The organism is Croceibacter sp. (genome assembly GCF_002716225.1).
In the GTDB taxonomy this organism is placed as follows: domain Bacteria; phylum Bacteroidota; class Bacteroidia; order Flavobacteriales; family Flavobacteriaceae; genus Croceibacter; species Croceibacter atlanticus.
In genome coordinates this window covers 80,601-103,509 of the sequence record NZ_PAZX01000013.1, presented here as the reverse complement: position 1 = coordinate 103,509, position 22,909 = coordinate 80,601, and the positions used below count along the sequence as shown (strand labels likewise).

Below are 22,909 nucleotides of genomic sequence, written 5' to 3'. Positions count from 1 at the left end.
TTTATTTAAAAGGGTTTCTGGTAATAATAAAGATTTAAATTTTTTTGTTAATTGGAAAACGTTGTTGGTTTACCTATTGTAAAGGTAAACGTNGTGCTCTTNCCAAGTTCTGANGAAACATAAATCCTACCGTTAAGTTTTTTAATTAACTTTTTAACTATTGAGAGCCCAATACCATTTCCTTTTTTTCCTGTATTGTCTTTAGGTAAGGCAGTTTTAAATAGTTTGAAAATATTTCCTAAATGTTCTTCAGGTATTCCTGGACCGTTATCTGTTACAGTGAATTTATAGTGAGAAGCATCTTCAGAGAAATTTACATTAACAATACAACTATTCTTGTCATTGTATTTTACCGCATTTGTAAATAGGTTTGTAAATATCTGTGTAAGTGCAATTTTGTTACTATTTAATACGTGTGTTTCTGAAGGAAGCCAAAACTGACATTTATNTTCACACATATTAATTTTTTGGACACTTTCAAGCAGTTGNTTGAGGTTNATTAATTCAAAATCGTCACTAAGNCCTTTATCACTTGTATACATTTCCAACATTCCGGAGATGTATTCATTTATTGTAAAAGAACACTCCTTAATTAAACTCAACCTATTTAAACCATCTTCATCTAAAACAGATTTGTATTTAGTTTTGAGGATATCTGCTGTTGTAACAATACTAGCAATTGGTAGTTTNATGTCATGAGAAGCAACTGCTGCAAAGTCGCTTAATAGGTTATTTGTTTTTTCTAATTTTCTATGAGTGTTTTGTAATTCTATAGTATGTTTTCTCGATTTAATATGACTTTCCACCTGTTTGGCTAAAGCCTTCATTGCAGTTATCTGTTCATCTTCTANGCGTCTAGGCTTATCATCAAAAACACANAGAGTGCCTAGTGGTAAACCTTCTTCTGATTTAATAGGAACGCCTAAATAAAAAATAGCNGCCTTCATTTCTTCTACTAATGGGTTGTCATAAAAACGCTTNTCTAACCTAGCATCTTCAACAATCATCACTTCTTCAGGNTTATGTATTGCATGACCACAAAANGAAAGGCTTCTTGGAGATTCTGTAAANGGAACNCCTACTGNAGATTTAAACCAATTACGTTCACCATCTAAAAGAGAAATTAAGGATATAGGNGTTTTACATATGTAAGATGCTAACTGAGTAATGTTATCATAATCAATCTCTGGAGGCGTATCTAACAACCTATATGAACGCAGTGCCTTTTGGCGCTTATTCTCATTTAGTGGTAAACTAGGTGACTGCATATGCAAGAGATATTAATAGCGGAAATGGTTAATTATCAAATAATACACTAAGATATACAATAAATATTATTTTCTTAAAGAAATCTTAAAATTTGTGATTCTTGTTTAGAAACTTTCAAATACTCCTAAACCAAATAGTGCATAGTCATATTTTACAGGATCTTTAGGGTCAAGTTTTTTTAAATTNTCATCTAATNCTAAAACTGCTTTTGCGTCGTTTTGCTTTCTNGTAAGNAGGTTTAATTTTCTNGCAACCCTACCAGAATGTACGTCTAAGGGACAAGAAAGTTTAGAGGGTAATATGGAGTTCCATAACCCAAAGTCTACACCATCATTTGGTCTTACCATCCATCTTAAGAACATATTTATTCGTTTTGCAGCAGAGTTTTTGTGAGGATCACTAACATGTTTTTCGGTGCGCTGTAAATGAGGTAATTCAAAAAATATAGATTTAAAATGATGTATGGAATTTTGTAATGANTCTGAGTCTTGATATTTTGAAAATACAGCCTCCAATCCATNATGAGTATTATATATATGCNTTAANGCTGAAATGAAATACGCTAAATCTTTACCATTAAATGTTCTATGAACAAATNTTTGCAGAGTTTCCAGGTCGTTAGCANTATGGTTACAGATAAANTCATAAGGAGCATNGTCCATTAGTTGCATAAGGTTATTTGCATTTTTAAGGATGCTTTTTCTGTTACCCCAAGAAATTGTTGCTGTTAAAAANCCCGAAATCTCNATATCTTCTTTTTTACTGAAGTGATGCGGNATTTGAATAGGATCTGTTTCAATAAACTCTGGTTGGTTGTATTGTAAGACTTTGCTATCTAAAAATTCTTTCAATTCCGTTTTAGTCATTCGATATTGTTTTGCTGTAAAAACCATCTTTAAGCTCTGTGGTCCTTAATTGTGGTATNACCTTAAAGTTTTGTTCAAAATAGTTGAGCTGTTCATAATTCACTGCAGGAAACGGTACATTACCGGTACCCCAAAAGAAATCAATTTCTAANGGATGNTTAAAATTCAAGTTGCCTTTTTTGTATGTTTTAAANTCATCTTCAAATTTTGAATTTGAGTGNGGCATTACTATTTCTNTTATGTTGAAATGACTCAAATTAGTACTGAAACTATTATTTGCTAAAAAATTAATTGGNGTANTTATAATTAAAGGNAACCCNGAAATTAAGATACAAATGGTAAGTAGGCACTTAAGAACAGTTAANCTTTTATATAAAACACTTGCCACGACTAAACATAGTAATATATAAAGCAAGTTAAAATAGAACCTGTAAAGTGGCGATGTGAAAAACAATACGATTAACTGAAGTACATAAAGAACAAATATTAGTGNAGCTGTTTTTTTAATAGTAGTTTTTCTTATAAAGAAAGNTGTAATACATATAAATATTACAGCTATACAATTAAATATACCACGTAATTTACCTAATGTTAACCATTGGTATAAACGTTCTAAAGTAGTTAGGTTTGTATAGTCATCTGGTAACAATAAAAAGCCATATGCTTTAGTCAGGTCAATATAATANTCAGCTAACGCTATAGGAAGTTTCCAGTTTTCNTTNATTACATCAAGATATAATAAAGGAAATAATGGATAGCCNGAGATAATACTATTCTTGCCTATAAATATTAGTAATGTTAGTAAAGCAANAGGCAAAACTTTAATAACCTTAGTNCTTAGAGTTTTATAGTNGTTAATGAATAATACTATAGGAAAACCAATTAATAAAAAGCTTGTCGGTTTTATGAAAATGCAAAATAAAACTAAAGCACATAACACTATAAAGCCATCTGTTTTAGGTAATCTAAAGGATTTCTGAAATATTGAAATANAAATAAATGTTAAGCAATAAATAGGAATATCTTGAGAAGGTGTTCCTATAAATTGAAAGAAAAATAAATTAGCTAAAGGGAAAAGGCCAAAAATTAAATTCCATATATCAACTCTATTTTTAAAATAAAAATTCAACTTATNAAAAGACCATAAAACGGTNAGTAAAAGACAGAATCCGCTTAAATCATTAAAATTCTTAAAAACAAAGTTCAAGTTTAAGGCACTTTGTGTAATATGCCAGCCACTGGTTTGTGCTAAAAAGAAGTGAAGATTGGCAAGCCCTTTTATAAAGCCATAGTCATTGAGTACTGCAATTGTTTGTATATAATAAGACTCATTATCTATTACATAGGGCGCAGAAGCACATTGCATTAAAATTAATACTGCAGTACTAATTAATAACGCTTTTAAAAATGGTGATAATTGCTTAAAAGTATACCTTAAGTGTTTGAGGGTTTGGACAACTTTGTCTTTGTTAAATAAAATTGAAATACAGGAAGTTAATATTATAAAGAGATGAAACTCCCAATGAATCCGTCCCCAAAAAGCCCATATAGAAGCTAATAATGAAATTGAAAATAAGCCAATAAAAGCTACTTCTACACTTTTGTAAGTTTCAATTTTAAATAGTTTGTAAAAGCCTACACCAATTGCTGTACAGATGCTAAATATGTAAATAAATGAAATGGCTATAAGCAGCATGGCAAAATTTATTCTACTGCAAATTACTAAAACAATTGGTTTCCTCTTACGATTCGTATTACATTTGAAATACAAAATTTAAGGATGATAGATTTAAAAAGTGACACGATTACAAAACCTACTAAAGGGATGCTTCAAGCTATGTTTAGCGCAAAAGTTGGAGATGATGTATATAAAGAAGATCCTGCGGTAAATGAGTTAGAAGCCCGCTTAGCTGATATGTTTGGAAAGAAGAATGCATTATTTTTTCCTAGTGGTAGTATGGCTAATCAGGCAGCAATTAAATTACACACTCAGCCAGGAGAACAATTAATTTGTGACAAATGGGCTCATGTGTTTAATTACGAAGGTGGTGGTGTATCATTTAACAGTGGTGTTTCTTGTAAATTAATAGATGGTAATAGAGGCAAAATAACAGCAAAGCAAGTTGAGGAGAACATTAATGCTCCAGATTTTTATCATAGCCCTAAAAGCAGTTTGGTATGTATTGAAAATACAACAAATAAAGGTGGTGGTGCTTGTTATGATTTAAGTGAATTACAAGCTATAAAGAAAGTAACTACAGCGCATAATTTAGGTTACCACTTAGATGGTGCTCGTTTGTTTAATGCGTTGGTGCATAAAAAACAAAATGCTATTGATTATGGAAACTTGTTTCAAACAATATCTGTATGCTTATCTAAAGGGTTAGGTGCGCCTGTTGGTTCTGTATTAATAGGAGATGAAGATATTATGGAAAACGCAATGCGTGTTAGAAAAGTTCTTGGTGGTGGTATGAGGCAAGTTGGGTATCTTGCTGCTGCAGGACTTTATGCGCTGGATAATCATATAGAAAGANTAGAAGAAGATCACCAAAGAGCAAAGGAGATNGAAAATGTNCTATTANNTCTTAGTTATATAAAAAGTGTTGAGCCTGTTGAAACTAATATTGTAATCTTTTATTTAGACACTAAAATTTCTGGAGAAAATTTCCTAAACCACTTAACAGATAAAGGTATAATTATAAGTGCAATGGGTGAAGGCAAGTGGCGTGTTGTAACCCATTTAGATTATACAGAAGAGCAACACCAAACATTTATAAAAACTCTACAAGATTTTAAAAAATAAATAAAAACCCGATGCTAAGTCGGGTTTTTATAATTTATAGCTCTTTAATACTAGCGTTTGGAGCATTCTCTGAAACAGAAGAAATGCCGTTTTCCATTCCTGCNTCACCAGCATACATTTGGCTGCTACCTATAATCTGACCATTTGAAGCTTTTAGATTAAAATAGAATTTTCCATTTTTAGCAGTCTTGCGTTCAAATTTTGTNTCATCTNGGCTATTCTTNTTTACAGACTCTATACCATTACTAGCAGCACTTTTAGAATTGTAAACTTCACTGCTTAAAATAACTTGACCATTTTTAGCTTTAAGTACAAAATGGTAGGTGTTANCGTCTTCTTTTTTCTTTAATTCAAACATATTGCATTTTTTTATTTACTATAAAATTAGTCATTTAATACAACATTAAAATTCATTTCTTACATAATAAATGTAGTTTATCGATTTATATTGCCTTATGTCGAAATTAATANTAAAAACATATAAATCTTTAACAAATAGTTGTGTGTTTTCATAAATTTAGGATATAATATTTAACTAATCCTTATCAAATATGAAAAAACTAATATTCTCTATCCTTGCAATTGCCGTAGCTGGTTTCGGTTTTGCGCAAGATTTACCAACTAATCCAGAACCAGGTAAATGTTATGTGCGTTGTACAACACCAGACATTTATGAAAATCAAACTGTACAGATAGANGTAGAGCCAGCTTATAAGAAACTTAGAGTTGTTCCTGCACAATATGAAACACAAACAGAACGTGTTTTAGTAAAGGAGGCAAGTAAAAAATTACGAATTATACCNGCAGTTTATGGNACAGAAACAGTTACCTATGTAAAAAAACAAAGTAGNTCTGTTTTAAGTATAAATCCAGCGACCTTCGGTAATAGTGCAGAAACTATCGAGATTAAACCTGCTTATGCACAATGGGAAATGAGTGATGTTCCTCCTGCAGAATGCCAATCGAACAATCCAGAAGATTGTCGTTACTGGTGTTATAAAGGTTATCCTGCAGAGTACCAAACAGTAGCTGTTCGTACTTTAGNTAATGATGCATCNACAAGTTCNTCACCTGTAGCAGAGCAAGCTGGTAGTTATACTAAGCGTGTAGTTACAGAGCCAGCGAGAGTTGTGGAAGAAGAAGTTCCTGCAGAGTATGCTACTATCACGAAAACAGTTTTAGTGAAAGATGCTGGCACAACAGAGGAAACGGTAGCTGCTAAATACAAGACAGTAACTAAAGAGGTGCTTAAGCAAAAAGGTGGTTTAACGACTTGGGCAGAAGTAGATTGTAAATTATTAGAATATACAGACCTTAATATAGTTTGGAATTTAGGTAGTGCTTCTTTAACTAATGCAGCTAAAGCAGAGATAGATGCTAAGTTATTACCAGTAATGCAGCAAGGTGTTTCTGTCGAGATTGCATCTCATACAGATTCTAGAGGTACAGCTTCAAGTAACCAAGCATTATCTGAAAGAAGAGCTCAAGCTGTTACAAACTACTTAATTTCTAAAGGNATTAATTCAAGCAAGATAACATCTAACGGCTACGGAGAGTCTAAACTTCGTAATCGTTGTGCAGATGGTGTTTCTTGTACAGAACGTGAGCATACGTTAAACAGAAGAACACAATTTAGAGTTATAGAAAACTAATAGTCCCCAATAAATTAGTCTTAAAGGCGTTTTGTGTATTCAAAGCGCCTTTTTATATTTAGGCATATCTTTTGTAATAAGATTTTCAAATTCTATATAATGAAATCAATCTTTCTTTTAGTATTTATGTTGTCTTCAGCTTTAATACAAGCGCAACAAGATGNTGTNTGGNTAACAGATTACNATGAAGCTCAAAAANTAGCCAAGGAAAAAAAGCTGCCANTATTTATGTATTTTACAGGAAGTGATTGGTGTAAACCTTGTATTAAATTAAAGGAAGATTATTTTGAGACGGCAGAATTTTTAAATAAAACAAATGATTTTGTACTGCTTATGGTAGATAGACCTTACCGTTTAGATATTATATCTGAAGCGCAAATGGAAAAAAATAAAGCTCTTATTAAAAAGTATAATAAAGAAAACACCTTCCCATTAATGCTATTGCTAGACCATAAAGGAAAGGTGCTAAAGGATATTTCTGGTTATAGTGGAGACCCACGATACTACAGAGCATTTATAAATGAAAATTCTTAGATTATTTAAACATATCTAAGCCAGGNATATTTGGCATACCTTCTTTGGCAACAGCACCAATTTCTGCTTCATTAATTTCTGTAGCTTTTTTTATAGCTTTATTTAAAGTTAAAATAAGATAATCTTCTAATTGCTCTTTATCTTCTAAAAGAGTATCGNCTATTTCAATGCTTTTTANAGTTCTATTTGCTGTAAGTTCAACCTTTAATAAATTGTCGCTAGATTGTTCATTAATTAAAACCGTGTCTAAACGTTTTTTTGTGTCTTCAACCTTTTGTTGGGCTTCTTTTAATTTAGACATNATACCCATCATATCTCCAAACATAGTATTGTAAATTTAAGTTATAGGCAAATTTACTATTTTAGAGTTTCAAACCTTATTTAAGATGAAACAAATCCTACTTTTCAGTCTAGTTATCTTTACTTTTGCATCCGCTTGTAAACAACCTAAAGACAATACCTTGAAAAATACAATTCAACCTCCAATAGCTCAGAAAATTCCAGAAAATTTAGAAAAGCACGGAGATCTTAGAATAGATAATTATTACTGGCTTAAAGACAGAGAAAATGAAGAGGTGATAGATTACCTTGANCGTGAGAATGATTACTATGAGAAAATGACTGCNCATACCAAAGAGCTGCAGTCTAACTTGTTTGATGAGATGAAGGCAAGGATTAAAGAAGATGATAGCTCTGTACCTTATAAATATAATGGCTATTGGTATATAACTCGTTTTGAAAANGGTAAAGATTACCCAATATATTCTCGNAAGAAAGAAACATTAGATGCTCAAGAAGANATTATATTCGATTGTAATANAATGGCAGAAGGCCACAGTTACTTTAAATTAACAGCACTTAGCGTTAGTCCTAATAATGAGTTGGTATCTTATGGTGTAGATACNGTTAGTAGAAGACAATATACTATTCACGTAAAAAACTTAAGTACTGGAGAAATTTTAAAAGATAAAGTAGCAAATACTACAGGCAGTTCTGTTTGGGCCAATGATAGCCANACATTATTTTACACAAANAAAGANCCAGAAACACTACGTTCTTACCAAATACTTAAACATGTATTAGGTAAGCCAACAGAAGACGATAATCTCGTATTTCAGGAAGATGATGATACGTTTAATGCCTATGTGTATAAAACAAAATCTAAAGACTATATTATTGTAGGATCATCTGCAACACTTACAGATGAATTTAGAATTTTAGATGCCAATACACCAGACGGTCAATTTAAATTATTTGCACCAAGAGAAAGAGGTTTAGAATATAGTATATCTCATTTTAAAGACAACTTTTATATTGTTACTAATAAAGATAAAGCAGAGAATTTTAAACTCATGAAAACACCTATAGGTAAAACTNCNCAAGAAAATTGGGTAGATGTTTTACCACATAGGGAAGATGTTCTCTTAGAAGACATAGANATTTTTAAAGATTACCTTGTTGTAAGTGANCGTAAACTAGGATTATCNCAAATTAGAGTGATGCGTTGGGATGAAACAGAAGATTATTACTTGCCTTTTGATAACGAAACCTATGCGGCAGGCGCAAGTACAAATCCAGATTTTGAAACAGAGATTTTAAGATACGGCTATACTTCGCTCACAACACCATCTTCTGTGGTAGACTTTAATATGAGAACCAAAGAGAAAGAAGTAAAAAAGGAACAAGCNGTACTTGGTGGTAAGTTTGCAAAAGAAAACTACATGTCAGAACGGCTATGGGCAGTAGCAAGAGATGGAAAAGAAATACCAATATCTATAGTATATAAGAAAGGTATTAAAAGAGATGGTAAAAACCCTATTTTACAATATGCATATGGTTCTTATGGNTATACAATAGANCCAACATTCTCTACAACACGATTAAGTTTGCTNGATCGCGGTTTTATTTTTGCAATNGTGCACATTCGTGGNGGTCAATATTTAGGNCGTCAATGGTATGAAGACGGAAAATACTTTAATAAAATAAACACCTTCACAGACTTCATTGATGCAAGCTCATATTTAATAGATCAGAAATATACTTCTCCAGATCATTTGTATGCTATGGGTGGTTCTGCAGGAGGATTGTTAATGGGAGCAGTTGCTAATATGGCTCCAGAGAAATACAATGGTATTGTAGCTGCNGTTCCTTTTGTAGATGTGGTTACCACTATGTTAGACGACTCAATACCNNTAACAACAGGCGAGTATGACGAATGGGGAAATCCTAATGAAAAAGATTACTATGAGTATATGAAGTCATATTCACCTTATGATCAGGTGAAATCTCAGGAATACCCAAATATGTTAGTTACAACAGGATTACACGATAGTCAAGTGCAATACTGGGAACCAGCTAAATGGGTGGCAAAACTTAGAGATTTAAAGACAGATACCAATGTATTGTATTTAGACACCAATATGGAAGCAGGTCATGGTGGTGCTTCAGGTCGTTTTGAAGCTCTTAAGGAAATAGCTAAAGATTATGCATTTATATTAGACTTAGAGGGAATTACAGAGTAAGTTATATAAAAATAGTATTTTTGCAAGCTGAAACAATAAGTACCCTTATTTATGAAAAAGGAATTACAGGTTTACGATAATATATTGCAATTGGTAGGAGACACACCACTTATACAGTTGCAGAAAATGACAGAAGATATTTCTGGGACCTTCTACGCTAAAGTAGAAGCATTTAATCCAGGACATTCTGCTAAAGATAGAGTTGCTCACTTTATATTATCTCAAGCTGAAGAAAAAGGGTTATTGCAACCTGGAGATACTATTGTTGAAACTACTTCGGGTAATACGGGCTTTAGTATAGCAATGGTAAGTGCTGTAAAAGGTTACAAGTGCATTTTAGCAGTCTCAGACAAATCATCAAAAGATAAGATAGATATGTTGAGAGCTATGGGTGCAGAGGTTCACGTTTGTCCTGCAAATGTGGCTGCAGATGATCCAAGATCCTATTACGAGGTAGCAAAGAGAATACACTTAGAAACACCTGGCAGCATTTATATTAATCAATATTTTAATGAATTAAATATAGATGCTCATTACCATAGTACAGGTCCAGAAATTTGGAAACAAACTGAAGGTAAAATTACACATCTGGTAGCATGCAGTGGTACTGGCGGAACCATTTCTGGAACAGCTAGATACTTGAAAGAAATGAATCCTGAAATTAAAATTTTAGGGATAGATGCCTACGGAAGTGTATTGAAGAAATATCATGAGACAAGACAGTTTGATGAAAATGAAATATACTCCTATAAAATTGAAGGCTTAGGAAAAAACTTAATTCCTACTGCAACAGATTTTGATGCTATTGATGAATTTGTAAAGGTTACAGATGAGTCTGCTGCTCAAATGGCAAGAACTATTGCTAAAGAGGAAGGTTTGTTTGTTGGTTACACAAGTGGAGCTGCTATGCAAGGAGTAAAACAATACGCCTTACAAGGTCAATTTACAAAAGACAGCAAGGTTGTGGTGTTATTTCCAGATCACGGCTCTCGTTATATGGCCAAAATTTATAACGACCAATGGATGGAAGATCAAGGTTTCGAACTTCAGGAAAACCTAAAAGCAATTCCAAATTCTCAAAAAATATAAGTTTGACGTTTTTATTCGAAAAATTGACGTTTTAATTTTTCTAAATTATAGTTTTAATGTAAAACGCCAACAATCTTAATTTAAAGATTGTTGGCGTTTTTGGATACTGTAGTCTTATAGTTTAATGTTTTTGTCTATATACTTAATTATTCTCAAAAAATTATTATAAAAAACTCACAAAACATATTTAACATATTGGTTTTTAGTGATTTGGGTGTGAATTTTCACTTAAACTCATAGTTGTAGGAAAAAACATATTAAATTATCATTTAAATATAATTAATAATAATAAAATATCTAAATCATAATACTCTTAACAGGTTAAAAAGTATTATGTCGTTAAATTGTGTATTTCATCGATGTGTTATGAAATGCTTTAATAGTTATTTATATAAGATTAACTTTGCGTTAACAATTAATCATCTTATAAATAGACTTTTATGTTTAAAAAATCAAGCTATCTACTGCTTGTTTTAACATTATTTATGTTAAATAGTTGCTCGGTAGATAATGAAATTGACTCTAGTATTGATAATAATGAAAATTCAGCTATCGATGCTTTATCTGAAAACTTCAGGTACAACCAATCTATTTTAAATAACTCAGATTGTAATTCTTGCGATGGCAAAGTCTCTATCCTAACTCTTAAGTATACAGGAGATATGGCTGTTGTCGTAAAAGTGGTTCAGCAAAAAGGAGAGGTTGTAAAAAACAGCTTAGTATTCCCAAACGGTGAATTTACGGTTTATGGAGTTGCTAAGAAAAATACTTTAAGTCCTAAGTTATTTTTCTATAAAAATAATACTCTAAACACAATGATACACACTAGTTGCTCAATTCCAATTGGTCCTGGATTAGTAAGTGGCGATTTCGTTGTAGTCTCTGGAGAAAGCAGAAATGGTGGCATTTTGTGCCCGGTTGATGTTATGCCTGAGGAAGAAGAGGAAGACGAAGATCCAATAATTATCGACTAGTTTTTAAAACTACAATTAATCTACAATTAATCTACAATTAATCAATCTATAAATAAACATTCATGTTTAAAAATTACAATTACGTCGTTTTTGTTTTAGCATTATTCATGTTAAACAGTTGTACTTCAGATAATATTGATGAGTATAACACTGAAGAATTAGTTATTAATAGCACATATTCAACCAATAATGAAGACTGTGGTGAGTGTGATGGTCGTTTAAAAAACATCTCATTTAAGTACACGGGAAATAGTGCGAAATATTTAGTGATTAAAGGAAGTTACAATAGTGGCACTTATTTTTGTGGTTATGTATACCCAAATGAAACAATTACACTAAATCCTATCGGCAGCAACTCTATACTTCATAGAACATTAAAGTTCTATCAAAATGGTTGTTATATAGGTGCTTTAAAGACAGACTGTACAATGCCAGTTGAGGTAGGTACAACTTATGGTAATTACCAAGTTGTAGGTGGAGAAAGTACTAATAACGGTTTGTTATGCTCTCCAGAAGAAGAGGAAGTAGTAGAAGAAGGTTGTACATCTTGTAATGAGAAGGCAACATCTTTAACGTTAAAGTATGAAGGTTTAGTGGCAGGAATTGTAAAAGTTACTCAAGGGCAAGGTGAGGTAGCTTATAATTCATTTGTATTTCCTGGTTCTAGGTTTACTATTGTAGGAGAAGATAGTGAAGGTACATTAAGTGATCAAATTTCAATCTCTATAAACGGATTGTTAAACACTACAATTAATACAAATTGTGACAATCCTATTGGTCCAGGATTAGTTAGCGGTTTGTTTATGGTAGTTAATGGAGAGAGTAAAGATGGTGGCGAACTTTGCCCTGTTGCAGATATGCCAGACGATACTGGAAATAATGAAAATGAGGGAATAATTATAGATTAACCCTTAGTTTTCATAATAAACAAATTAAGAAACACCTGCATTTGCAGGTGTTTTATTTTATACTCCACTTAAGAATTTGCAAAGTGTATTGGTTTACATCTAAAATTCAGTACTTTTGCGCTTCGTTTAAAAACTATTGAATGAAAGATTTATTTCAAAAAATCTATGATGATAAAGGTCCGTTAGGTAAATGGGCAAGTCAAGCAGAAGGTTATTTTATATTTCCAAAGTTAGAAGGTCCTATCTCTAACAGAATGAAATTTCAAGGTAAAGAAGTAATTACCTGGAGCGTAAATGATTATTTAGGGTTGGCTAACAGACCAGAAGTAAGAAAAGCAGATGCAGAAGCTGCAGCAGCATATGGTTCTGCTTACCCTATGGGAGCAAGGATGATGAGTGGTCACACAGATTTACACGAGCAATTACAAAACGAGCTTGCAGAATTTGTAAATAAAGAAGCAGCTTACCTTTTAAATTTTGGATATCAAGGTATGGTATCTACAATTGATGCTTTGGTAGGTAAAGATGATGTTATTGTTTATGATGTAGATGCACATGCGTGTATTATAGATGGTGTTCGCCTTCATATGGGACAACGCTTTACTTACAAACATAACGACGTAGAGAGTATTGAAAAAAACTTAAAACGTGCAGAACGTATTGCAGAAAAAACTGGAGGTGGAATTTTACTAATTTCTGAAGGTGTTTTTGGAATGCGCGGAGAGCAAGGTAAACTTAAGGAAATTGTAGAGCTTAAGAAAAAGTATAATTTCCGTTTATTTGTTGATGATGCTCACGGTTTTGGTACCTTAGGTAAAACAGGTGCTGGTGCAGGTGAAGAACAAGGAGTGCAAGATGATATAGACGTGTATTTTGCCACGTTTGCAAAATCTATGGCAAGCACAGGAGCTTTTATCGCTGCAGATGCAGAGATTATACAATTCCTAAAGTATAACCTACGATCTCAAATGTTTGCAAAATCTTTGCAGATGCAATTAGTAGTAGGAGCTTTAAAACGTTTAGATATGTTACGTACTATGCCAGAGCTTAAGGAAAAGCTTTGGGAAAACGTAAATGCTTTACAAGGCGGCTTAAAAGAACGTGGGTTTGATATTGGTACAACACAAAGTTGTGTAACGCCAGTATATTTAAAAGGTAGTATTCCAGAAGCTATGGCTTTGGTAAAAGATCTTAGAGAAAATCACGGTGTATTTTGTAGTATTGTAGTTTATCCTGTAATACCTAAAGGATTAATTTTACTTAGATTAATTCCTACTGCTTCACATACATTACAAGATGTAAATGAAACATTAGATGCATTTAGTAGTATAAGAGAGCGATTAGAAAACGGAACATATAAAAGATTATCTGACGCTGCTATGGCTTCAGAATAATTAATAGATACTTAAAAAAAAAGCTTCTCTAAATGAGAAGCTTTTTTTTTACGCTACAATTATTTTCCGTCATTAAAATCTGTGTCTTTTCGCTTTTGCTTAGACTTCTTGCCTCGATCTTTATCTTTATTTTTTCCAGAACTATTTTCTAAAAGCATGTCATCTTTGTCGGTTCTGCTATTTATTCGGTAAGATGCTCCTAGGCCAATCTGCCAACGCGAAGGTGTATCCTTAAAACTAAATAAACCAGAAAGATCTATTTGCAAGTCTTTAGTAATTAGATATGCGCCTCCACCTCGAATAATATTATCACTATATAAATCATTTTTAAAAGCTTGGTATTCTAAGAAGCCTGCTGTTTTAGGTGAAAATGAATGTGTGAGCGTAAAGATACCTGCGTAAGTTGGAAAATCTGTAGTTACTTTGTCTGCTACAAAGTTAATGACAAAGACCCAACCGCCAGCCCAGTTGTTTTGGGTTATCAACTCAATTCTTGGAGTTATTTTACCTTCATCTGGTACAGCAAAAGGATTGTCTTCACTTAAATTTAAATTAGCTCCAGCATAAACTGATACTGCTGGAATCAAACTTTTCCATTTAAAACTATTGTTTGCTTTCCAACTATAAATATTAGGCTTTTCTGGACCGCTTTTATAGGGATCATAAAGTAAATATTTTCCACCAATAGTAATCCTGTCAAAATTACTTCGTTTAACTTCTTGTTGTCCTCCAGTTGTAAATTGTCTAGTTTCAGAAAGAAAATCTGCAGCTATGCTAAGTTCTAGTTGCTCTCTCACCACTCCATATCTAAGGAAGGCATCTACGCCAAAAATATCAGATTCATAATTTAGTAAGCTATGATCGTCTTTTCCAATCTTAGCACCTAGTTCTGCTTGAAATATGTTAGTACCTACAGAAAAGGCACCTTGAGAGTTTCCTGGTCTGTTAGAATTAATAGTTTCAGTAAATTGTGCGTGGGTATATGGTATACAAACACTAAAAATAAATAGAGTTAGTAGGGTAGATCTCATGATTTTGATTTAGGTTGATTCAAATATAATTGAATTTATCATTAATTTAAGATTACAACGTTTATTAAGGCGTTGGAGTATATTAAATTTGTACTATGGAGTTTTTAAAAGTTATATTAATTATTCTTCTTGTTTACTTTGGCCTAAAGTTTCTTTTTAGATTACTTGGCCCATTGTTAATGAAGTATGCTATGAAGAAAATGGGGAAGAAGTTTGAAGAGCAATTCAGCCAATTTAATTCAATGAATAAACAACAGGCACCTCAGGAAAAAGAAGGTGAAGTTGTTTTAGATAAAGTGCCAAAAAATAAAAGAAAGTCTTCTAAAACTGTAGGTGAGTATGTAGAGTATGAAGAGGTTAAGGATTAATGTTCCTCTTTGCTTTCTTTAATTATAGATATAATTACTGTAGCCTCTATATCTGCCAAGTAAATTAATCGTAAATCTGCTCTTAGTTTTAGGGTGTGTAATTTTCCATAGCTAGAGGACTTAGGAAAAAGCTTTGGGAATCTCGAAATTAAACATTCTGCATGTTTTAAAGTTTTTTTTAGCTCTAAATAAGATTCAAAGGTTTCTTCATGCCTAACCATGTTTAAAATACGTAGGGAGTCTTTAGCAGCTAGCTCTGTCCAGAATATAGGGTGTTTAGTCATCTAAATATGTCCAATAGGTTTTTGAATTCATTAGCGCACCGTTCTCAAGTTGTTGTAAGCCGTTCTTTATCTGGTTTAATTGTAAGACATATAGCTGTTGCCACCAATCGGAGCTTAAATCGTCTTTAGAAACTTGAATAATTTGAGTGACAATCTTTAAATCTTCATTAGAAAGTGTGTCTATCCAACTATCAAATTTTCCCTTTGTATTCATTGTTATTAATTAAGTACGGTGAAAAAATCTCGCAACCCAGTTAGTATACTTTGTACAGCATAAGATGCTAGTATGAGTCCCATAACTTTACTTATTACAGTGATTCCATATTCTCCTATACGCTTTTGTACGACATTGGCTGCAAGTAGCAGTAAGCAAGTAAGGCCTATAACAACTAAAACAAGAATAGTTGTAATGATTTGTTCCTTAATAGTATAGAGGTTGTTGTTTGTCATTAAAACCACAGCCATAATAGCACCTGGTGAAGCAATTGAAGGTATAGCTAACGGAAATACTGCAACGTGTTTATAATCATCTATATGACTTTTTTCTTGGGATGGTTTTCCGTCTCCAAAAATCATTGTTAATGCAAAAAGGAATAATATAACACCTCCTGAAATTTGAAATGCATCTAAAGATATTTCCATACCTTCTAAAATAAGCTGCCCAATTACTATAAAGAATAATAAGATAGAGAATGCTATAAGTGTTGCTCTAATAGCTACTCTTGTTTTTTTTGCTTTGTCAAATTTCTTAGTAGCCTCTAAGTAAACTGGTACTGATCCAAGCGGATCTATAACAGCAAATAAAAATAGTACAGTAGTAATAATTTCAGACATTGTAAAGTCTTTTCAATTAGATCTTTAAAGGTATATAAAATGATACAGTTCTTAAACCTTATTAGAATATGAAAAAACACCTTAATCACATTACTTATCTATGGTTAAGGTGTTTTTTAAAATTAGTTAATATAATGTTTACCTAGGCTCTAGGACAGCAAAAGGAATTACCATTTCCTCTAATGAAACACCACCATGTTGATAGGTGTTTCTATAATAACTTACATAATGGTTAAAGTTGTTTGGATATGCAAAAAACAAATCGCCTTTTGCAAAAATAAAGCTACTGCTCATATTAATACTAGGTAAATGTATTTCCTTAGGATTTTTTGCAGCAAGTACATCTTTGTCTTGGTATGTAAGACTTTTGCCTGTTTTATATCTTAAATTAAGACTTGTGTTTTTATCTCCAATAACTTTAGAAGGGTTATTAACATTAATGGTTCCGTGATCTGTAGTTACTATCAGCTTAAAGCCCATTTGTTGAGCTTGTTGTATAATCTCTAATAATGGTGAGTTTTTAAACCAGCTTTCTGTTAAGCTTCTGTAAGATTTATCATTAGAGGCTAATTCTTTTATAACCTCCATTTCAGTCTTACTATGGGACAACATATCGACAAAATTGTAAACAACTACTGTTAAGTCATTATCTTTCTGAGATTTAAAATTTTCCACCAATTTTTTACCTCCTTTTACATTGGTAATTTTATGATAATCTGTTTTAAGATGACTTTGTCCAAGCCTTTTTAATTGTCTTCTCAGAAATTCTGCCTCGTGCATATTCTTACCACCATCATCTGTATCGTTTAACCAAAGATCTGGATGTAGTTTTTCCATATCTGCTGGCATTAGTCCTGAGAAAATTGCATTACGAGCATATTGGGTTGCTGTTGGTAATATGGAGTAATATGGTTCTTCTTTTTGCTTTTTATAATGGTTGTTTAATATAGGTTCAAATGCGCGCCATTGGTCATAGCGTAAATTGTCTATTACTACTAAAAGAGTTGGTTGTTCGCCCAATTCAGGAATTACACGTTCTCTTAATAACGTGTGACTCATTATTGGAGCATCATCTGCGCCATTAAACCAGTCGCGGTAATTTTTTTCAACAAATTTGCAAAATTGAGTATTAGCTTCAGATTTTTGAGATTCTAGGATACCTATCATTCCAGTATCTTCAATATTCTCTAACTCCATTTCCCAATAGATTAATTTTTGATACATTTCTGCCCAACCTTCATAGGAGTTTATGCTAGACATATCCATGGCTATTTTTCTAAACTCTTGTTGGTAATGAGAAGTCGTGGTTTCAGAAACTAATCGAGAATGGTCTAAATTCTTTTTTAAGCTTAATAAAATTTGGTTTGGGTTTACAGGCTTAATTAAATAATCTGCTATTTTAGAGCCTATAGCTTCTTCCATGATATGCTCTTCTTCACTCTTGGTAATCATTATTACCGGTAAATTAGCTTGTTTTTCTTTTATTCCAGATAAAGTCTCAAGACCTGTTAGTCCAGGCATATTCTCATCTAAGAATACAATGTCAAAACGGTTGCCATCAATCTCCTCAAGGGCTTCTGTACCACTTTGGCATGTAGTAACACTATAGTTTTTGTTTTCTAAAAAAAGAATATGTGGCTTAAGAAGATCAATTTCATCATCTACCCACAGTACATTTATATTGTTCATAGTATATTTTCGTTTAGTTTTGTATTATTAAATACGACCAGCTTGTCACAACGTAACAAACTTAAAATACTTAACGACCCAATTTACGGATTTATTACTATCCCTAACGCGCGTCTTTTTGATATTATAGAACATAAATATTTTCAAAGATTACGCCGCATTTCTCAAATGGGCGTTTCATTTTTAGTATATCCAGGTGCGCATCATACGCGTTTTCATCATGCACTTGGTTGTATGCATCTCATGCAAAAAGCTGTTAGGGTCTTGCGCTTTAAGGGTGTAGCAATTTCTGATGCAGAGGCGGAAGCCTTACAGATAGCTATTTTATTACACGATATTGGTCATGGTCCTTTTTCTCATGCGATGGAACATAGCATTGTAAGTGGTGTGAATCACGAGCGAATTTCTGAGCTATTTATGGAAAAAATGAATGCCGACTTTAACCAAAGTTTAACGTTGGCCATCTCAATTTTTAAGGGACATTATGACAGACACTTTATGCATCAGCTTATTTCAAGTCAATTAGACATGGATAGGTTAGACTATTTAAAGCGAGATAGTTTTTATACAGGTGTTTCTGAAGGTAATATAAATAGTGAACGCCTAATTGCTATGCTTAATGTTGTAGATGATCAACTAGTGGTCGAGCATAAGGGAATTTATTCTGTTGAAAAATTTTTAGTGGCAAGACGCTTAATGTATTGGCAGGTATATTTACATAAAACAAGTTTAGGTGCCGAGCAGTTAATGATAAGAGTACTAAAACGAGCAAAGGAGCTAACAGACAAAGGCGAAATTTTAAATTGTAATAAACCGCTTTTATATTTTCTTGAAAACAGAATAACAGAAGACAAATTTAACGACGATATCCTAAACACCTTTGCAGAATTAGATGATTATGACGTTATCTCTGCAATGAAACAGTGGATGCACCACGATGATTTTGTCTTAAGTGAGCTTTGTAAAATGATTATTAATAGAGATCTGCTAAAAGTTAAGCTAAAGAAAAGAGAAGTTTCTAAAGAAAAAATTGAAAAGCAAATTAACTTATTAATGTCTCGTTATGATATTTCTGCACACGAAGCTAGCTATTTTGTGTTTAGTGGTAGTGTAGAAAATTTGGCATATAAGATTAAAGCCAATCCTATAAACATTCTTCATAAAAATGGAAAAATAACAGATGTTGTAAAAGCTAGTGATCAACTAAATTTAAAGGCATTATCTAAAGTGGTGAAAAAATATTTTTGGTGTTATCCTAAGTAAAGGCCTTAAGAGCTAAATTATAATGTTTATCATTTTCACTCCATTTTAAAATTAAAGTATAAGTAATTAAAGGGTAATTAAAACAGAGTTTTTGCAAGTATTGTTAGCCAAATAGCTTTAAAATAACAATCCGTTCATAACTTAAGTAAAGCATAAGTTTGTTAACAATCGTTAATAACCCTAAAATTGCTATTTTTGCATCGATGAAATTTACAGCTGCTCAAATCGCAGGCATTTTAGAAGGTGATATTGTTGGTAATCCCGACGTCGAAGTTTCAAAATTAGCCAAGATAGAAGAAGGGACAAAAGGGTCGTTGACGTTTTTGGCAAACCCTAAATACAATTCATATATATACTCTACAAATGCTTCAATTTGCATAGTAAACTCAACCTTTGAGCCAGAACAGACTGTTTCTGCCACATTAATAAAGGTTGAAGATGCTTATAAAAGTTTTTCAAAATTACTTGAATATTATAATCAAGTAAAGTTAAACAAGACAGGAATTGAGCAACCTCACTTTATCTCAGAAACTGCTAAGTATGGTGAAAATATTTACTTGGGAGCATTTACCTATATAGGTGAGAATGTTGTTTTAGGAGATAATGTAAAAGTTTATCCTAATGTATATATTGGAGATAATGTAAAGATTGGAGATAACACTATGATCTTTGCAGGTGCAAAGATTTATTCAGAGTCTATTATTGGTGATCATTGTGTTATTCATAGTGGAGCTATTGTTGGAGCAGATGGGTTTGGATTTACACCAAATGAAAAAGGAGAATATCAAAAAGTACCTCAAACTGGTAATGTTATTATTGAAGATTTTGTAGATGTAGGTGCAGGTACAACTATTGATAGAGCTACACTCGGATCTACTATAATTAGAAAAGGTGTAAAGCTAGATAATCAAATACAAATAGCTCATAACGTAGAGATAGGAGCGCATACTGCAATTGCAGCACAAACAGGTGTTGCAGGATCAACTAAAATTGGTAAGCATTGTCTTATTGGAGGACAAGTTGGTATTGCAGGTCATTTAACCATAGGAGATAAGGTGCGTATACAAGCACAATCTGGTATTGGTAGAAATGTGAAAGATGAAGAAACATTGCAAGGCTCTCCAGCATTAAATTATGGAGATTATAATAAGTCCTATGTGCATTTTAAAAACTTACCACAAACGGTAAAATCAATACATAACCTAGAAAAAAAACTGGAAAGTAATGACTGAAACCATTGCTCAAAAGCAACAGACCATAGCTAAAGAAGTTACTCTTAAAGGAGTAGGTCTTCACACTGGTAAAGAAGTAACATTAACTTTTAAGCCGGCACCCGAAAATTTTGGATACGCTTTTAAACGTGTTGATCTTGAAGGAGAACCTGTTATAGAGGCAGATGCCAATTACGTGGTAAACACTCAACGAGGTACTAACCTTGAGAAAAACGGCGTTAGCATACAGACAAGTGAACACGTACTTGCTGCTTGTGTAGGCTTAGAGATAGATAATGTTTTAATTGAATTAAATGCATCTGAGCCTCCAATTATGGATGGGTCTTCAAAATTCTTTGTTGAAGCTTTAGAAAAAGCAGGAATACAAGAACAAGAAAAGAATAGAGAAGTTTATGTTGTTAAAGAAAATATCTCTTATATCGATGAGGAAACTGGTAGCGAGATACTTTTAATGCCTTCAGACGATTACCAAATTACCACAATGGTAGATTTTGGTACTAAGATATTAGGAACCCAAAATGCTTCAATAAAAAATATTTCAGAATTTAAAGATGAAATATCAGACGCACGTACATTTAGTTTCCTTCATGAATTAGAAATGCTTTTAGAACATGGCTTAATAAAAGGTGGTGATCTAAATAATGCAATTGTTTATGTAGATAAAGAAATAAGCTCAGATACTGTCGAAAAATTAAAGAAAGCATTTAATAAAGAAACAATCTCTGTTAAACCTAATGGTATATTAGATAACCTAACGTTACATTATCCTAATGAAGCAGCACGTCATAAACTATTAGATGTAATAGGAGATTTAGCGTTGGTAGGTACAAGAATACAAGGTAAAATTATTGCCAATAAACCAGGACATTTTGTAAATACCCAATTTGCTAAAAAACTATCTAAAATTATCAAGATAGAAAAGCGTAATGCAGTTCCTCAGGTAGATTTAAATCAAAAACCATTGATGGATGTTGTGCAAATCATGAAAATGTTACCGCACAGACAACCATTTTTATTAATAGATAAGATTTTTGAGTTATCTGATACACATGTATTAGGATCAAAAAATGTAACCATGAATGAAGACTTTTTTAGAGGTCACTTTCCTGGTTCACCTGTAATGCCAGGTGTACTAATTGTTGAGGCAATGGCACAAACCGGAGGCATATTAATATTGAGTACCGTTCCAGATCCAGAAAACTACTTAACCTACTTCATGAAGATAGATAATGTTAAGTTTAAACAAATGGTCGTACCTGGAGATACATTAGTTTTTAAGTGTGATTTAATATCACCTATAAGACGAGGCATTTGTCATATGCAAGGTTACGCCTATGCAAACGGCAAATTAGCTTGTGAAGCCGAACTTATGGCACAAATTTCAAAAGTAAAGTAATGAATCAACCACTAGCATACGTACATCCAAGCGCTAAAATAGCTAAGAATGTAGTTATAGAGCCTTTTACAACCATACATGGAAATGTAACAATTGGAGAAGGCACTTGGATAGGATCTAATGTCACCATTATGGAAGGCGCGCGCATTGGTAAAAATTGTAATATTTTTCCAGGTGCAGTAATTTCTGCAATTCCACAAGACAAGAAGTTTGATGATGAAGATACAACAACTATCATTGGAGATGGTACAACCATTAGAGAGTGCGTAACAATAAATAGAGGTACGACAGATAAAATGCGTACAGAAATTGGTAAAAATTGCTGGATAATGGCATATTGCCACATTGCACATGACTGCATTGTTGGAGATAACTGTATTTTTAGTAATAACAGTACGCTTGCAGGACATATAAATGTTGGAGACTATGTTGTTTTAGCAGGTATGTCTGCAGTACAGCAATTTTGTACAATAGGAAGCCACGCATTTGTTACAGGAGGATCATTGGTTAGAAAAGATGTTCCACCATATGTAAAAGCAGGAAGAGAACCATTATCCTATGTTGGTATAAACTCAATAGGTTTAAGAAGACGTGGATTTTCAACAGAAAAAATTAGAGAGATTCAAAATATATACAGAATTCTCTATCAAAAAAATTATAACAACTCACAGGCTGTAGCCATTATTGAAGCAGAAATGGAAGCTACTTCGGAGAGAGATGAGATTTTAGAATTTGTAAAAAGCTCTCAACGTGGTGTAATGAAAGGCTACTTCTCAAACTAATTTAAACACAATAACTAAT

The 22,909-nt window shown here is 32.6% G+C and carries 23 protein-coding genes; 13 read left to right on the top strand and 10 right to left on the bottom strand.

What is annotated here, in order from left to right; all coding sequences use genetic code 11:
• Window positions 1–47: 47 nt before the first annotated feature.
• The 3 genes from CL818_RS10245 to CL818_RS13605 all read right to left on the bottom strand — a co-directional run bounded on the left by CL818_RS10245 (window position 48) and on the right by CL818_RS13605 (window position 3,831).
• Window positions 48–1,268 carry a sensor histidine kinase gene (locus CL818_RS10245; protein ID WP_286972933.1) on the bottom strand — a complete coding sequence of 407 codons (1,221 nt, stop codon included), beginning with the start codon at window positions 1,266–1,268 and terminating at the stop codon, window positions 48–50.
• A gap of 105 nt (window positions 1,269–1,373) precedes the next feature.
• Entirely contained in the window at window positions 1,374–2,135 is a 762-nt protein-coding gene (locus CL818_RS10240; protein WP_286972932.1) for a TIGR02757 family protein, read from the bottom strand.
• Window positions 2,128–3,831 carry a DUF8201 family protein gene (locus CL818_RS13605; RefSeq protein WP_502692245.1) on the bottom strand — a complete coding sequence of 568 codons (1,704 nt, stop codon included), beginning with the start codon at window positions 3,829–3,831 and terminating at the stop codon, window positions 2,128–2,130. The genes CL818_RS10240 and CL818_RS13605 overlap by 8 nt, the downstream gene beginning before the upstream one ends.
• An 84-nt stretch (window positions 3,832–3,915) precedes the next feature.
• Between CL818_RS13605 and CL818_RS10235 the strand changes: the two genes are divergently transcribed.
• Window positions 3,916–4,938 (top strand): threonine aldolase family protein, encoded by a 1,023-nt coding sequence (locus CL818_RS10235; protein ID WP_286972931.1) that lies wholly within the window; start codon window positions 3,916–3,918, stop codon window positions 4,936–4,938.
• A gap of 34 nt (window positions 4,939–4,972) precedes the next feature.
• Here the strand turns inward: CL818_RS10235 and CL818_RS10230 are convergent, their stop codons facing one another.
• Complete coding sequence (locus CL818_RS10230) at window positions 4,973–5,296, bottom strand: YegP family protein (protein ID WP_286972930.1); 324 nt, start codon at window positions 5,294–5,296, stop codon at window positions 4,973–4,975.
• Between the two features lie 193 nt (window positions 5,297–5,489).
• Between CL818_RS10230 and CL818_RS10225 the strand changes: the two genes are divergently transcribed.
• Both CL818_RS10225 and CL818_RS10220 read left to right on the top strand, forming a co-directional pair.
• Window positions 5,490–6,590: an OmpA family protein gene (locus tag CL818_RS10225; protein WP_286972928.1), complete on the top strand. Its 1,101-nt coding sequence runs from the start codon at window positions 5,490–5,492 to the stop codon at window positions 6,588–6,590.
• Window positions 6,591–6,689: 99 nt separating this feature from the next.
• Window positions 6,690–7,124, top strand: a complete 435-nt coding sequence (locus CL818_RS10220) for a thioredoxin family protein (RefSeq protein WP_286972926.1) — start codon at window positions 6,690–6,692, stop codon at window positions 7,122–7,124.
• 1 nt (window position 7,125) lies between these two features.
• Here CL818_RS10220 and CL818_RS10215 read toward each other — a convergent pair whose 3' ends face one another.
• On the bottom strand, window positions 7,126–7,449 hold the full coding sequence (locus CL818_RS10215; protein WP_286972924.1) for a YbaB/EbfC family nucleoid-associated protein: 324 nt from the start codon (window positions 7,447–7,449) through the stop codon (window positions 7,126–7,128).
• Between the two features lie 61 nt (window positions 7,450–7,510).
• Between CL818_RS10215 and CL818_RS10210 the strand changes: the two genes are divergently transcribed.
• The 5 genes from CL818_RS10210 (at window position 7,511) to capB (ending at window position 14,011) form a co-directional block, all read left to right on the top strand.
• Complete coding sequence (locus CL818_RS10210) at window positions 7,511–9,646, top strand: S9 family peptidase (protein ID WP_286972921.1); 2,136 nt, start codon at window positions 7,511–7,513, stop codon at window positions 9,644–9,646.
• A gap of 51 nt (window positions 9,647–9,697) precedes the next feature.
• On the top strand, window positions 9,698–10,735 hold the full coding sequence (capA, locus tag CL818_RS10205) for a cysteate synthase (protein WP_272973695.1): 1,038 nt from the start codon (window positions 9,698–9,700) through the stop codon (window positions 10,733–10,735).
• A 440-nt stretch (window positions 10,736–11,175) separates the two neighbouring features.
• Entirely contained in the window at window positions 11,176–11,709 is a 534-nt protein-coding gene (locus CL818_RS10200; RefSeq protein WP_272973696.1) for a DUF7467 domain-containing protein, read from the top strand.
• A gap of 62 nt (window positions 11,710–11,771) precedes the next feature.
• Window positions 11,772–12,617: a DUF7467 domain-containing protein gene (locus CL818_RS10195; protein ID WP_272973697.1), complete on the top strand. Its 846-nt coding sequence runs from the start codon at window positions 11,772–11,774 to the stop codon at window positions 12,615–12,617.
• A gap of 140 nt (window positions 12,618–12,757) precedes the next feature.
• Entirely contained in the window at window positions 12,758–14,011 is a 1,254-nt protein-coding gene (gene capB, locus CL818_RS10190) for a cysteate-C-fatty acyltransferase (RefSeq protein WP_272973698.1), read from the top strand.
• Between the two features lie 59 nt (window positions 14,012–14,070).
• On the opposite strand, the gene CL818_RS10185 is transcribed toward capB, so the two are convergent.
• Window positions 14,071–15,042 carry a transporter gene (locus CL818_RS10185; protein WP_272973699.1) on the bottom strand — a complete coding sequence of 324 codons (972 nt, stop codon included), beginning with the start codon at window positions 15,040–15,042 and terminating at the stop codon, window positions 14,071–14,073.
• A 95-nt stretch (window positions 15,043–15,137) separates the two neighbouring features.
• Here CL818_RS10185 and CL818_RS10180 point away from each other — a divergent pair, with 95 nt between their 5' ends.
• Window positions 15,138–15,410 (top strand): DUF4834 family protein, encoded by a 273-nt coding sequence (locus tag CL818_RS10180; protein ID WP_272973700.1) that lies wholly within the window; start codon window positions 15,138–15,140, stop codon window positions 15,408–15,410.
• Here the strand turns inward: CL818_RS10180 and CL818_RS10175 are convergent.
• The 4 genes from CL818_RS10175 to porX form a co-directional block, all read right to left on the bottom strand.
• The gene (locus CL818_RS10175) at window positions 15,407–15,694 is read right to left on the bottom strand and encodes a hypothetical protein (protein WP_272973701.1); all 288 of its coding nucleotides are present in this window, start codon (window positions 15,692–15,694) and stop codon (window positions 15,407–15,409) included. The genes CL818_RS10180 and CL818_RS10175 overlap by 4 nt on opposite strands.
• Window positions 15,687–15,908, bottom strand: a complete 222-nt coding sequence (locus CL818_RS10170; protein ID WP_272973702.1) for a hypothetical protein — start codon at window positions 15,906–15,908, stop codon at window positions 15,687–15,689. The genes CL818_RS10175 and CL818_RS10170 overlap by 8 nt, the downstream gene beginning before the upstream one ends.
• 5 nt (window positions 15,909–15,913) lie before the next feature.
• On the bottom strand, window positions 15,914–16,528 hold the full coding sequence (locus tag CL818_RS10165) for a MarC family protein (RefSeq protein WP_013187374.1): 615 nt from the start codon (window positions 16,526–16,528) through the stop codon (window positions 15,914–15,916).
• Between the two features lie 138 nt (window positions 16,529–16,666).
• On the bottom strand, window positions 16,667–18,217 hold the full coding sequence (gene porX, locus CL818_RS10160) for a T9SS response regulator signal transducer PorX (RefSeq protein WP_283642321.1): 1,551 nt from the start codon (window positions 18,215–18,217) through the stop codon (window positions 16,667–16,669).
• 42 nt (window positions 18,218–18,259) lie between these two features.
• Between porX and CL818_RS10155 the strand changes: the two genes are divergently transcribed.
• From CL818_RS10155 to lpxA, 4 genes are all read left to right on the top strand, one after another.
• Window positions 18,260–19,480, top strand: a complete 1,221-nt coding sequence (locus CL818_RS10155) for an HD domain-containing protein (protein WP_272973704.1) — start codon at window positions 18,260–18,262, stop codon at window positions 19,478–19,480.
• A 203-nt stretch (window positions 19,481–19,683) separates the two neighbouring features.
• Window positions 19,684–20,712, top strand: coding sequence for a UDP-3-O-(3-hydroxymyristoyl)glucosamine N-acyltransferase (gene lpxD / locus CL818_RS10150; RefSeq protein ID WP_013187377.1), 1,029 nt, complete (start codon window positions 19,684–19,686; stop codon window positions 20,710–20,712).
• Window positions 20,705–22,108: a bifunctional UDP-3-O-[3-hydroxymyristoyl] N-acetylglucosamine deacetylase/3-hydroxyacyl-ACP dehydratase gene (locus tag CL818_RS10145; RefSeq protein WP_272973705.1), complete on the top strand. Its 1,404-nt coding sequence runs from the start codon at window positions 20,705–20,707 to the stop codon at window positions 22,106–22,108. The genes lpxD and CL818_RS10145 overlap by 8 nt, the downstream gene beginning before the upstream one ends.
• Entirely contained in the window at window positions 22,108–22,890 is a 783-nt protein-coding gene (gene lpxA, locus CL818_RS10140) for an acyl-ACP--UDP-N-acetylglucosamine O-acyltransferase (RefSeq protein WP_013187379.1), read from the top strand. The genes CL818_RS10145 and lpxA overlap by 1 nt, the downstream gene beginning before the upstream one ends.
• The last annotated feature ends 19 nt before the right edge of the window (window positions 22,891–22,909 follow it).